The organism is Streptococcus oricebi, assembly GCF_017883985.1.
GTDB classification, from domain to species: Bacteria; Bacillota; Bacilli; order Lactobacillales; family Streptococcaceae; genus Streptococcus; species Streptococcus oricebi.
Genome location: NZ_PRDG01000002.1, coordinates 254595 through 268074, shown reverse-complemented (window position 1 = coordinate 268074; position 13480 = coordinate 254595). Strand labels below are relative to the sequence as shown.

Annotated in this window: 10 protein-coding genes; 1 reads left to right on the top strand and 9 read right to left on the bottom strand. The window is 43.5% G+C overall.

Translation table 11 applies throughout. The features are described 5' to 3' along the window. Positions 1 to 5: 5 nt before the first annotated feature. The 6 genes from C4K46_RS03925 to pcrA form a co-directional block, all read right to left on the bottom strand. On the bottom strand, positions 6 to 188 hold the full coding sequence (locus C4K46_RS03925) for a hypothetical protein (protein ID WP_209627574.1): 183 nt from the start codon (positions 186 to 188) through the stop codon (positions 6 to 8). Then, positions 151 to 1185, bottom strand: a complete 1035-nt coding sequence (locus tag C4K46_RS03920; protein WP_209627573.1) for a hypothetical protein — start codon at positions 1183 to 1185, stop codon at positions 151 to 153. The genes C4K46_RS03925 and C4K46_RS03920 overlap by 38 nt, the downstream gene beginning before the upstream one ends. A gap of 100 nt (positions 1186 to 1285) precedes the next feature. Next, positions 1286 to 3043, bottom strand: coding sequence for an ABC transporter ATP-binding protein (locus C4K46_RS03915; protein ID WP_209627572.1), 1758 nt, complete (start codon positions 3041 to 3043; stop codon positions 1286 to 1288). Further along, positions 3036 to 4814: an ABC transporter ATP-binding protein gene (locus C4K46_RS03910; RefSeq protein ID WP_209627571.1), complete on the bottom strand. Its 1779-nt coding sequence runs from the start codon at positions 4812 to 4814 to the stop codon at positions 3036 to 3038. Before C4K46_RS03910 ends, C4K46_RS03915 begins: the two co-directional genes overlap by 8 nt. Then, positions 4807 to 5439, bottom strand: coding sequence for a TetR/AcrR family transcriptional regulator (locus tag C4K46_RS03905; RefSeq protein ID WP_209627570.1), 633 nt, complete (start codon positions 5437 to 5439; stop codon positions 4807 to 4809). The genes C4K46_RS03910 and C4K46_RS03905 overlap by 8 nt, the downstream gene beginning before the upstream one ends. A 130-nt stretch (positions 5440 to 5569) precedes the next feature. After that, entirely contained in the window at positions 5570 to 7855 is a 2286-nt protein-coding gene (gene pcrA, locus C4K46_RS03900; protein ID WP_209627569.1) for a DNA helicase PcrA, read from the bottom strand. A gap of 185 nt (positions 7856 to 8040) precedes the next feature. On the opposite strand from pcrA, the gene C4K46_RS03895 reads away from it, so the two are divergent. Beyond that, a complete protein-coding gene (locus C4K46_RS03895) occupies positions 8041 to 9237 on the top strand; it encodes a cation diffusion facilitator family transporter (RefSeq protein ID WP_209627568.1) in 1197 nt (398 codons plus the stop codon). 139 nt (positions 9238 to 9376) lie between these two features. Here the strand turns inward: C4K46_RS03895 and lepB are convergent, their stop codons facing one another. From lepB to pfkA, 3 genes are all read right to left on the bottom strand, one after another. Further along, the gene (lepB, locus tag C4K46_RS03890; RefSeq protein ID WP_209627567.1) at positions 9377 to 9934 is read right to left on the bottom strand and encodes a signal peptidase I; all 558 of its coding nucleotides are present in this window, start codon (positions 9932 to 9934) and stop codon (positions 9377 to 9379) included. Between the two features lie 959 nt (positions 9935 to 10893). Next, positions 10894 to 12396 carry a pyruvate kinase gene (gene pyk, locus C4K46_RS03885; protein WP_209627566.1) on the bottom strand — a complete coding sequence of 501 codons (1503 nt, stop codon included), beginning with the start codon at positions 12394 to 12396 and terminating at the stop codon, positions 10894 to 10896. A gap of 63 nt (positions 12397 to 12459) precedes the next feature. After that, positions 12460 to 13467 carry a 6-phosphofructokinase gene (pfkA, locus tag C4K46_RS03880; protein WP_209627565.1) on the bottom strand — a complete coding sequence of 336 codons (1008 nt, stop codon included), beginning with the start codon at positions 13465 to 13467 and terminating at the stop codon, positions 12460 to 12462. Positions 13468 to 13480 lie beyond the last annotated feature (13 nt).

The window sequence follows — 13480 nt, the reverse complement described above, 5'->3', positions numbered from 1 at the left end:
CCTCGTTAATTCTTTTTCTTTATTTGATATAGTATACCCGCACCTACTACTCCAACAACACTTTTTACGCCTTTTTTTAACCAAGATTTTCCAATTTTTTCATGTTCTCCACAAAACAACATCTTTTCATCATATACTTCTTTCTGACATTTAGGCCATTTGCATTTTTTTATTTCCAAGTTTTTCATAATCTTCTCCTTCTATCCCTTGTAATTTATTAGTCTCCAGTAGATTACTAATCTTTTCCGATATATCTTCTGTTAATTTTAAAACATTTCCGCTATCTCCTTTACTTGCATTGTCAATCTTCCATGCTATTGATTTTTTGTTTTTCCCAATTTCCTTTAGTAATGTTTGTTGAATGAAAGCATTGTAATTAGCAAGGCATGCCATGATAGGCTGTTTTTCCCCTAAAATTGTATAAGCAATAACATTCAATTGAACAGACAAGTTTAAATAAGTCATTGATTGTTGAAGAAAAATATTTATTCTGTCTGCTTCTTTCTTTTCTGTCTTTGGGTTAACAAAGTTTATACTATCATGATAGACAGCTAACATCAACTTAGCGATTGTATCATTATTTGTTTTGATTACCGAAAAAAGCAACTGCTCTCGTAAAGATTTATCAGAAGTTGTTAACCCCTCAATAATCATCTGACGCGCGCTAAAAAAAACTGCATATCTATCATTATACTGCCCTTGCTCAACTCTTTCTACTGAACGATTCAATTCATCTAATCGTTCAACTATTGTAGCTAGTTGTCCTTGGATTGCCGATAATTCTAATGATGAGCCTAAATTATTTACAAGTCTTTCTTCAAGAGTAATAGAACTTTGAAATTTTCCAGTGGATACATCTTTTAGAACAGCATATGCTTCACCTGTCTTTTTCTTTATACCAAATTGCCACTCTCCTGAATTTAATTTTGCTTGTGCATATTCTGATAATTTTGCAACATATTCTTTTTTCTCCTTTCCATTATTATTTACCAATTTATCTAATAAACCAGCTTTTCCCATATAAGAATATATACTCTCAGTTATCTTATTATTCACTGATAAAATTGCTGCTTTTTGTAGTGAACTTAGAGAGTATGATGAAAAATCATAATTATATAAATCTTTTGAGAAAATATCTATGTTCAAATCTTTTACCAAAGGTAAATAAACTTCAAATTCATTCATTTTTTAATCCCCTTATATAAAACTTATCCTCCCCCATTATACCACATTCCCACAACTCAAAAAAGCAAGCGCCTCTACTAGTGCTTGCTTTTGAAGTTGCTTAAATCGGTTGATTTTCTTCTTGTCCTAATTTCCAACTGGTAGCACTGCGACGTTCTTGGATAAAACGGCTATAGATGCCGTCTTGGGCTAGAAGTTCCTGGTGCCGACCTTGTTGAACGATGCGTCCTTGATCCAAGACCACGATTTGATCGGCATTTTGGACGGTCTTGAGGCGATGGGCAATCATAATAATGGTCTTATCATGGGTTAGGGCCTCAATAGCCTGCATTAGGGCTTCTTCGTTTTCTGGATCAACATTGGCTGTGGCCTCGTCCAAAATAATAATCGGAGCGTCCTTAATAATGGCCCGAGCAATGGATAGGCGTTGTTTTTCCCCACCCGAAAGGCTGGCTCCACCTTCACCAATCTTGGTCTCGTAGGCTTCTGGTAGGCTCATAATAAAGTCATGGCAGGCTGCCTTTTTAGCCGCAGCCACTACTTCCTCATGGCTGGCACCAGGCTTACCAAACTTAATATTGTTCTCAATACTATCTTCAAAGAGGTAGACATGTTGAAAGACAAAGCTAAAATTGCGAATCAAGCTATCATAGCTATAATCTTTCACATTCCGGTCTCCCAGATAAATACTGCCTTGGTCCACATCCCAAAAACGGGCCATGAGATTGCAGAGGGTAGTTTTACCGCTACCTGAGGGACCAATAAGAGCGGTTGTCGTTTTTTCAGGAATGGTCAAGCTGACATCGTCAATAATTTTTTTCTGCTCATAAGAAAAGTCAACATGATTGAGTTGCAGAGCATAATGGCTAGGTTCCATCTCTTCTCCCTCAATATCCATGGGTTGGATGGCCAAGATTTCCTCAACCATGGCAACCGATAGGTCTACCGCCCGTAAAAGGGAAGAAAAACTACCGACACCATCCAGACTTTCATAGACCATAAAGGAGCTAATCAGCATCATGATACAAACCAGCAGATTCATGCTGCCATCTAGGTAAAAGTAGATGGACAAGCAAGACATGCCTAGGCCAGTCAGCTTGGTAACAATTCCTTGGCTTGCGATATAGGGTACTGTAACCAGAGTCGTCTTGGTATCCACTCTTTGCTTGGTGTCAATCGAGTGGGAAAGTTTTTTGGCCGAGGACTGGACCATATTATAGTTTTTGACCTCAGCAATCCCCTGGCTATACTCAAGTATTCGCCCAACTAAGTCCTCATCTGCTTTGTGCTTTTTGTCAATGATAGGAGCTACTTGCTTACGCATGAGACTATTGGGCAAAAGAAAGAGCAAGAGACCCAGCACTAGAAAGAGGCCGATTCGCCAGTCATAAAGGAGGACAAAAAGGGTAATGATAGCGGCGGTCAGAAAGCCCTGACTCGTAATCATAACCACCCTGGTTGCCACATCAGACAAGGCCTCCAAGGTATTGGTTGTTACACTGGTAATCTTACCCAGACTGGCTTGATTAAAGTAGCCCATGGGCAGATAGCGGAGATGCTCGGCAATCTCAATCCGCTTCTGAGCACAAGTCCGATAGCCTGCCTCGGTCTGCAACATGGTAATTTTCAAGGTTAGGAAAATATTTAAAACAATGGAGGCTAGCATGATGGCCAGAATCAGACCAAGAGTGCCTAGGCTCATATTTTTTTCCAGCAGGGCCATGACTAAAAGCCCAATCGCTGGAATCCGAAAGGCGATAACAAAGGCTTTTAAGACCCCTAGGTAAACAGATAAATAAAATTGTTTTCTTTCTTTTAAGTCACAAAAGTTAAAGAAACGTCTCAAGGTGTCAAGCATGGGCCAGACCTCCTTCTAGATTAGATTCTCCATCTTTAACTGCTATATGGGCCTGCCACATAGCATGATAGAGAGGGCAGCTAGCCAATAGTTCCTGGTGCTTGCCACAAGCTTCTAGCTGACCATCCTTGATAACTGCAATCTGATCAGCCGTCACAATGGTTGATAGACGGTGGGCAATGACAATCAAGGTCTTTCCTTGGACTAAGCGAGCTAGACTAGCCTGAATTTTGGCCTCATTTTCCGGATCGGTATAGGCAGTTGCCTCATCCAGAATGATGATGGGAGCGTCCTTGAGCATGGCTCTGGCAATGGCAATCCGCTGACGTTCCCCGCCTGACAAGCGACCACCTGCTGGGCCGACCAGGGTATCAAAGCCCTTTTCCAGCTGCATAATAAAGTCATAGCAACCACACTTACGAGCAATCTCTATGACCTCTTCATCACTAGCCTGGGGCTTACCCAAGCGAATATTTTCCATAATGCTTTCATCAAAGAGGTAGTTGTCCTGGGTGACATAGGCGATGTGCTGGCTATAATAGTCCAGAGGTATCTGCTTGACATTGACCCCGCCTAGGTAAATAGCCCCCTTGTCAACATCCCAGAAGGAGGCCAGGAGTTTGGCAATAGTAGACTTGCCACTGCCTGAAGGACCGACCAAGGCCGTAACTTCACCCGGCCTAATCTCTAGTGAGAGCTGGTGAAGAACTTCCTCATCCTCTTGATAGCCAAATGATACCTCCTCCATCACCAGACTAGAATCCTCGATTTCTTCTTGCAAATATTCCGGCCGCTGCAAATCCGCCTTTTCTAGGATAGAGATAATCTGGCCAAAAGTGCTAGCAATCTTGCGTAAGTCATCCATATAGCTGGCCACTAGGATTAAAGGAGTTAAGAGACTAAGGGATAGGATAATCAGCAAGATTAAATTGTTAGCAGAAATCCAGCCCCTTAGGTAAAAAAAGCCCCCAGTTGGCAATAAAAACAAGAGGTTAGCTGGCAGGACCGCTGTTAAAAGGGCCATTTCCAACTGGCACTTGCGCATCCAGTCGATAAAACAGTCTGCTCCAGCCTTGGCTGCTTGAACAAACTTATCATAAGAAAATTTTTCCTTACCAAAAACCTTGATGACCTCAATCCCATTGATATACTCTACAGCTGTATCATTGAGGACCTTGGTCTTTTCCACCGTATTTTCAAAGTCCCCTTGACTCTTACGCATCATATTAGCATAGGCTAGGATAGCTATCGGAATTGTCAAAAGAGACAGGAGGGTCAAGCGCCAGTCAATCATTAGCATAGCGATTAGAACAACCAGAGGGCCTAGTAGGTTAGAGGTAAACTCTGGAATCAGGTGGGCCAGGGTAGTCTCTGTCGCATCTACCCGCTCAACAATGATATTTTTATAACTACCTGACGATTGATTCAGGACCTCTCCTAAAGGCAACTTGGCCATCTTTTCGGTCAAATGATAGCGCATCTCCGCCAAAATAGCAAAGGTGGCCTTGTGGGACAGGGCAGTTGAAAGAGCATGAAAACCCCAGTAGCCCAGCCAGCATAGACCTATCCATAGACTCATTCCCAGATAAAAATTCCAGTCTTGATTGCCAGCTAGCAGTTGGCTAATGATATTTCCAATGAAAAAATATGGCAAAAAACCGCTAATGACCGAGGCAAAAGCGAAAATCAAGCTAGCCACAAAGTAAAATTTATGAGGCCTGATAAACTCTAAAATCCACGACAAAAGCGATTTTTTCTTTCTGTCAACCATTTCTTTCCTCCTCTATAAGACCAAAAAATTTTGGCCAGTCAAAAAGCATAGTTAGATAGTCACAATATTTCATTGCTTCCTCCTTGGTCCAATCCTGAGCCAAGGGTTTGAAAAAGGCGGTATAGTAAGTCTCTAGGGCTGATTCCAAATACTTTTTCTCCAACAGATACTTGGTTTTTCCAGCCTGATGAGCCTTCAGCAAATAACCATAAGTCTCCTCGACGTCATAGCGGGTCGTTTCCTTTTGGAAATTCATTCGGCTTGTCCCCTCCGATTTAAACAAGAGCAACTGCATATCTTCCTTATGATTAAAGAATAGCTCCATGGCTGCTCGAGTATCCTCAATATTATAGCCACGAAGTTTATATAATTCATCCTCAGCTAGCAGTCTATCGTATTCTTCCTTTTTTTCGGCTGCTACGGTCGCAAAAGTATCCAAAGTCGGCTGAATAAGAGCGAAAAATAAATCTTCCTTGCCCTTAAAGCGCTTGTAGAGTGCCCCTGTCGTCACACCCGCCTGCTGGCAGATCCTTCTGACAGATGCCCCACGATAACTGAATTTGGTGAATTCTAAGCGTGCACTAGCTAAAATATCTTGTCTAATCTTGTCTTGTTCGACTTCCATGGGCTCCCTTCCTTTCGGTCGATAACATAGTTATCAACTTCCTATTTATATTATAATTTCTGATAATGTCAATGTCAAGTAAAAGTAAAAACTATTCACAAATCAAGCAGATTGGGAATAGTTTCCTTTTTTATTTATCTTCAATCGGTCTTAAAAAACTAGCGAGCACCTTTTTCAGTCCAATTTCTGGGAAATTGATTTTCAGCTCCTGCTTGTCGCCTGTGCCCGACACCTCAAGCACCGTCCCCTGGCCCCATTTCTTATGCTGGGCCAGATCACCAATGGACCAAGTGACTGCTGGGCTCTCGCTGTTGGCTTGCTTGCCAAAAGGCAATTGACTTGAGGAAAAAGAAGTTGGCCGTGCCTCTCGCTTGCGCTCCTGAAGCGCCTCTTGCAAGCTCATTCCTTGCCCAAACTGCTGGGTGCTGCTATTAGCATAAGTCACCTTAAAAGCACTATTTGCCGGCCTGGCCTGGCCTTGGTAAGCCAGCAAATCCGAGGAAATCTCCGTCAAAAAGCGAGTTGGACGGTTGAAATTGGTCTTCCCGTAGAGCAAACGCGAATTGGCATTGGTCAAAAAGAGAACCTCTTCGGCCCGAGTAATCCCTACATAGGCCAAGCGGCGCTCTTCTTCTAGCTGGTCATCATCTTCTGTAGCTCGGCTTAAAGGAAAGACATTCTCCTCCATTCCGATGATAAAGACCACTGGAAACTCCAAGCCCTTGGCTGCATGGAGGGTCATCAAGGTCACCTGGCTATTCACCTGGTCCCCGTCATCCGTATCAGCCACCAGGGCCAAGTCGTTGAGAAAACGACTCAGCTTGTCCAGGCCACTTTCTTCCTCTCCCTCTTCTACCTTCTCATCAAAGTTTTTAGTAACAGAGAGAAATTCCTGGATATTTTCTAAACGGGCCTGACTTTCCAAGGTATTTTGGATTTGTAGGGCCTCAGAATAGCCCGTCTTATCCAGAACTTGCTCGACTAGCTCTGTCAGGGGGAGCCTATCCAAGGACTCCCGCCAGGACAGAATAAGCTGGGCAAAATTAATCAAGGCCTGGGCCGCCTTACCCTTAATTGATGAAAAAAGAAGATTTTCAGCCGCTTCTAGAAGCGAGAGGCCCTGCTCTGTTGCAAAAGTTCTTAATTTTTCAACCGTTCCAGGTCCTATCCCTCTCTTGGGCTCATTGATAACCCGCTCAAAGCTAATATTATCCCGAGGATTAGCTATGAGGTTCAAGTAGGCAATCAAATCCCTGATTTCCTTACGGCTGTAAAACTTGGTCCCTCCCACCATGGCATAGGGGATATTGGATTTGAGCAGGGCTTCTTCAATGGTCCGCGACTGGGCATTGGTCCGATAAAGCACCGCAAAATCTTGGTATTTGTATCTTCCTTGAGATAGCAATTCATCAATCTTTCGAGCAACAAAGAAGGCTTCGGCCTGTTCATCTTCGGCCCGATAATAGATAATTTCTTGCCCTTCCTGGTTTTGGGTCCACAGTTTCTTAGGCCGCCGATTGCGATTATTGCTAATGACATCATTGGCTGCTTGAAGAATTTTCTTGGTCGACCGGTAATTCTCCTCCAGCAAGACCAGCTTGGCAGTAGGATAGTCCTTTTCAAAGTCCAGGATATTTTGCATATCCGCCCCCCGCCAGCCATAAATAGACTGGTCAGCATCCCCTACCACACAGATGTTTTTAAAACGAGAGGCCAGAAGCTTAACTAGCTGGTACTGGGCATGGTTGGTATCTTGATACTCATCCACATGGATGTATTGATAGCGCTGCTGGTAATAAGTCAACACATCTGGATTGCTATCAAAAAGGCGCAAAGTCAGCATAATCAAGTCATCAAAGTCCATAGCCTCCGACTGGCGCAATTCCTTCTGATAGGCCGTATAGCACTGGGCAACCACCTGACTATAAACATCTCCAGCTAGCTTAGTGTAAGCCACTTCATCAATCAAGTCATTTTTGGCATTGGAAATGGTCCCCAAGATAGACCGCTCATTCCACTTCTTGGGATCGAGATTCAGACTTTTAAGAATTCGCTTCATCAAGGTCCGCTGTTCTCCAGGATCCAAAATGGTGAAATTGCGATTATAGCCGATATGATCAGCTTCCCGCCTTAAAATCCGCACACACATGGAGTGAAAGGTCGCAATCAAGCAATCCTCGGTCGCCGGGTTTAAGAGGGCTGCCCGCTCCTTCATCTCCCGTGCGGCCTTATTGGTAAAGGTAATGGCCAGGATATTCCAAGGGTTGACCATTTTTTCATCAATCAAATAGGCAATCCGGTGGGTCAAGACCCGGGTCTTACCAGACCCTGCCCCAGCCATAATCAAGAGGGGGCCTTCTGTTGTCTCAACAGCCTCAGCCTGCCGGTCATTCATGCCTTTTACTAAAGGATTCATCACTTCTCCTACTTCTACTTTGTATTAAATTCTAATTTTCAATCCTCTCTATTCTACCATAATTCAGATTTTTAGGGCAAAATTCTTAGTAGAAAGAGCAAAAAGAAGCCGAAAGAGGGCCTCTGTTTGAAAAGTCTTAGAAAACTTGTTATAATCATGAAAAAGACTACCAGAGAGGAGCTACCATGCGCAACCCTGCTAATAATCTCAAACTAGCTGAACGCGGAGCCATTTTAGCCATCGCTGTCTATATCGTCCTATCCAGCAGCAAGATTATCATGGGCTCCTTACTAAACTCCTCCAGTTTGGTAGCCGACGGTTTTAACAATGTTTCTGATATTGTGGCCAATCTAGCAGTCCTTATCGGACTCAGAATGGCCCGAAAGCCCGCTGACAAGGACCACCGCTTTGGCCACTGGAAAATTGAGGATTTGGCCAGCCTCATTACCTCCTTCATCATGTTTTTTGTCGGTTTTGATGTTTTAATTGACACCCTACAAAAAATCATTTCTAATAAGGAAGAGCCCATTGACCCCTTGGGAGCCCTTGTCGGTTTACTGTCAGCCATCATTATGCTGGGGGTTTATATCTACAATAAAAATCTAGCCAAGAGAGTCCAGTCCAAGGCGCTTGATGCCGCAGCCAAGGACAACTTGTCAGACGCTGTGACCTCTCTAGGGACCAGTATCGCTATTTTGGCCAGCGCCCTGAACTTCTCCATTGTCGATAAGATTATGGCCATCATCATCACCCTCTTTATCCTAAAAACAGCCTATGAGATTTTCATGGAAAGCTCCTTTAGCCTGTCAGACGGTTTTGATGAAAAATTGTTGGCCAGCTACCAAGAGGCTATTCTCCAAATTCCCAAGGTTAAGGCCGTCAAATCCCAGCGCGGGCGCACCTATGGTAGCAATATCTATCTGGATTTGATTCTGGAGATGCATCCAGATTTATCTGTCTATGAAAGTCACGATATAACTGAGCAGGTCGAGGAACTTCTTAAAAGCAAGTTTGGCGTCTTTGATATTGATATCCATGTAGAGCCAGCCCCCCTGCCCGAAGACGAACAAGCAGAAAACATCTACCAAAAACTCTACAAATACGAGAAAATCATCCTATCTGAAATTCCCGACTACGAAAAATTACTGGCTGATGACTTTACCTTTATCAGTCAGACCGGCCAAGTCAGCAAAAAAGAAGCCTTTCTAAAGCAGACCAGCCAAGGAAACAACCACTTTGAAAACTTTGAACTGATTTCAATCAGTCAAAAAACCAAGCTTATCACCTATGACCTAGCTGGTGCCCGCCATTCTAGCATCTGGCGTCGACATGAAAACTGGCAAAATATTTATCACCAAATTACAAAAAAAGAACAGGATTGAGGCTTTGATTAGCCCCCAAGGTTAGACTCTTCTTGTCTAACCTCGGGAGGCGAGTCACTTGGCCTTCCTGTTCTTTTTCTATAAAGGAGGTAACACTCCTGCTAATCGTCTATCCAAGAAGATGCTCTTTTAAGCAAAACTACTTGGTCTCAAGAAAACCAAATTTCTTGAGTGGCAATAGACGAAAGGCAATCACTCCCTTGACCTGCTTACTTGGAATCAAACCAAATTTACGACTATCATTTTCATCCTGCCGATTATCATTTAAGATGAGGTAGGAGTCAGTGGCAACCTGATTTTCCTCACTTTCAGTCAGGGTTTGCAGGGTGAAATCATGGGTAAAATAACCGCTACTATCAGCACTTGTCAGATAACGCTCTTTGAGACCGGTCAAATAGCCCTCTGTTTTGATTTTATTATTTAGATACAAGACATCGTCCATATAGGTGACAGAATCCTTGGCCTTGGCAATCACCCGACCAGTGTAATCTTTTCCGTCAACTTCATACAGGACCAAGTCGTCCCGCTCAACAGAATCCGTCCTCGTAGCCAGAACTAAATCCCCCTGATTAAGGTAGGAATTGGCATCTACCATCCTAACCCGATAAGGAGTAAACACAAAACAACGAAGAAGAATCAAGACCAGACAAACCAGCCCTAAAATCAATAAATTACGAATTAAATCTCTCTTTACCATCTAAACACTCTTTCATAAGATACAAGGCCCGTTAAGAAAACGAGAGAAATTTAGGAAACCTGACGAAGAAGCCTCAGCTTCTAGGAAGGTTTGTCTAATTTCCGAAGTTTTTAGGGCATGTTCAATTTCATAAGATATGAGGGCATTAGCGCCGCCTACAAGCAGATGTCTACTGCATCTTGAAGTCACTACTATCTCGTTAGCGAATTCTCCTCGCTGAAGCCCGAATTCAATTATAAGATACAAGGCCCGTTCGCAGACTGCTTCATCGCTATTGCCAAACGCAATTCTCTGAAACGAAAGTCACTAATGTGCCCTTTCTACAGCCTGCACTAATTTTACAAGCAAAAAATATCGTTTTGCTTGTAAAATGTCGAAAAACGAGAGAAATTTAGGAAACCTGATGAAGAAGCCTCAGCTTCTAGGAAGGTTTGCACCTAAAGGTAGTCTTAGCTGTAATTGGCTAAAGCCAAAACAGCTACCTCTCTAATTTCCGAAGTTTTTAGGGCATGTTCAATTTCATAAGATATGAGGGCATTAGCGCCGCCTACAAGCAGATGTCTACTGCATCTTGAAGTCACTACTATCTCGTTAGCGAATTCTCCTCGCTGAAGCCCGAATTCAATTATAAGATACAAGGCCCGTTCGCAGACTGCTTCATCGCTATTGCCAAACGCAATACTCTGAAACGAAGGCCGGCTACTTTTATTCTATTATACCATTTTTTAGTAAATAAACAAAATAGGTCAAAATGAGAAAGAGGACTAGAAAAAGCTAGATTAAGGCTGATGTTTTGCTCAAGCTTATAACTTAACAAGACTTACAAAGCCAGAAAGAATAGAAAACTAATGCTTCTGGACCACTAGCTCAGCTTATTTAAAATCCAAAAGGACAGGACCAGATTGGTCCTGTCCTTCATTTAACTTTTCGCCATCTGCTAGAGTTGACAGAGAGCCTGATTAACGAACGGTGCGGATACGCATAGTGTTAGTTCCACCAGTTCCGACTGGTACACCAGCCACGATTACGATGTTGTCTCCTGATTCAACTAAACCTGACTCGAGGGCAACCTTTTCAGCCACTTCAAACATGTCATCTGTTGTACCTGGTTTTTCAGTAATAACTGGAATGACACCCCAGTTAAGCATCAAGGAACGTTGTACCAACTCATCGAAGGTTACAGCCAAGATGTCTGCATCTGGACGGTATTTAGAAATCAAACGTGCTGTATTACCTGATTCAGTAATGGTAACCACCAATTTGATATCCATTGAGCGAGTAGCATCTTTCACAGCTGAAGCCACAACCTCTGTCTTGTTTGAACGAGCAAAGTTATCAGAGTTGAGACGACCATATTCGTTCAAGAGAGTTTGAGCGTTCTTGTCAATTGTTGCCATAGTAGTAACAGACTCAAGTGGGTATTTACCGTTAGCTGACTCACCTGAAAGCATGGTTGCGTCTGTACCGTCGATAACCGCATTAAAGACGTCAGATACTTCTGAACGGGTTGCTCTTGGCTTTTCAGTCATGGTTTCAAGCATGTTGGTTGCAGTGATAACCACTTTACCAGCCGCATTAACCTTAGTGATAATCATTTTTTGGTAAACTGGAACCATTTCAAATGGTACTTCGATACCCATGTCACCACGCGCAATCATGATACCGTCAGCTGCTTCGATGATTTCATCCAAGTTATCAATACCTTGTTGGTTTTCGATTTTCGCAAACAATTTCACATGTCCGTTGCCAGTTTCTTCACAGATTGAACGAACTTCGTTGACATCTTTAGCTGTCCGAACAAAGGAGATAGCGATAAAGTTAATTCCTTGTTCCAAACCAAAACGAATATCGTCATTGTCACGCTCAGCAAGTGCTGGGAAAGGAATCTTAGTATTAGGGATATTCACACCCTTTTGCTTAGCGATGATTCCGTCGTTTTCTACTTCGACTTCAAATTCACGACTAGCTGCATCCTTAGCAGTTACACGCAAACCAAGTTTACCATCGTCAATCAGGATTTGGCGACCTACTTCTACATCATCAAAGATGTCCAAACCACCAGCAACGTTAAGAGCAATCAATTCGCGGCTAGACTGGATTCCTTGCTTGGTCGCTACACGAATCTTTTCACCAGTCTTGTAAGAATACTCTTTAGCGTCACCTTCAAACAATTCAGTCCGGATTTCTGGTCCCTTGGTATCCAAGAGGAAACCAACTCTTTGACCTGCGATTTCTTCGGCCCGCTTAACGGTAGCCATACGCTCACCTTGCTCTTGGTGGTCTCCATGTGAGAAGTTGAAACGGAAGGTGTTGGCACCAGCTTCGATTAGCTTGGCAATGTTTTGAGCAGATGCTTCTACATCCAGTCTTTCACCCCAGTAGCCGTCATCTCCAAATTTTTTACCGCCACGAATTTCGACAGCAGGACCTAAAGTTGCAACGATTTTAACGCGTTTGTTCATTTCTTATGAAACTCCTTTTTTCTATTCTGGTCTTTTATGACCACTATAATTAACTAATAAATATTACGAAAGTTCTCTGTTCAACTGAGCCAAGTCTAGGTCAGCTACATGGGGATTGTTAACCACAATCTTACCGTCATCAGTCAAGCCAAATAGGGCTCCTTCTTCTGCTGTACCCAGGATTGGGTTTTCCACCATTTGCTCATTGCGGATACCAACGGCCAAACCACCGCGACCTTCCTTGAGCAACTTGACAGCGTGAGCCCCCATACGAGAAGCCAGTACCCGGTCACGAGCGGTTGGAGAACCTCCGCGCTGAACGTGACCTAAATCGGTAATCCGCAGATCGGTTTCGTCTCCAGCATTCTTAAGCTTTTCAGCAAATTCACGCGCTGACATCACTCCTTCAGCCAAAACGATGATATTGTGGCGTTTTCCACGCTCATAGCCCAGCTTGATATTCTTAACGATGTCCTCAATCTCAAAGCCTTCTTCTGGAACGATGATTTCATCTGCCCCTGAAGCAATCCCCGCCCAAAGAGCAATATCACCGGCATTGCGGCCCATTACTTCGATAACGAAGGTCCGACGGTGGCTAAGGGAGGTATCGCGAATCTTATCAATCGCCTCCATGGCTGTCGTTACAGCTGTATCAAAACCAATGGTAAAGTCTGTTCCAACGATATCGTTATCGATGGTTCCAGGAACGCCGACTGCTGGGAAGCCATGCTCGGTCAAGCGCATCGCTCCATGGTAAGAACCGTCTCCACCAATCACGACGACCCCTTCAATCCCATGTTTTTTCAACTGTTCAATCCCTTTGAGTTGTCCCTCAAGTTGGGCAAATTCAGGATAGCGAGCGGAGTGCAAGAAGGTCCCACCACGAGAAATGATGTTTCCGACAGAAGCCCCGTCCAACTGATGGATATCACCAGCAACCATTCCAGCATAACCATCGTAAATTCCGTAGACTTCCATCCCTTGCGAAATCGCTTCACGGACAACCGCCCGAATAGCAGCGTTCATTCCGGGGGCGTCCCCTCCACTGGTTAAAACAGCAATACGTTTCATTTCGTTTCTGCTC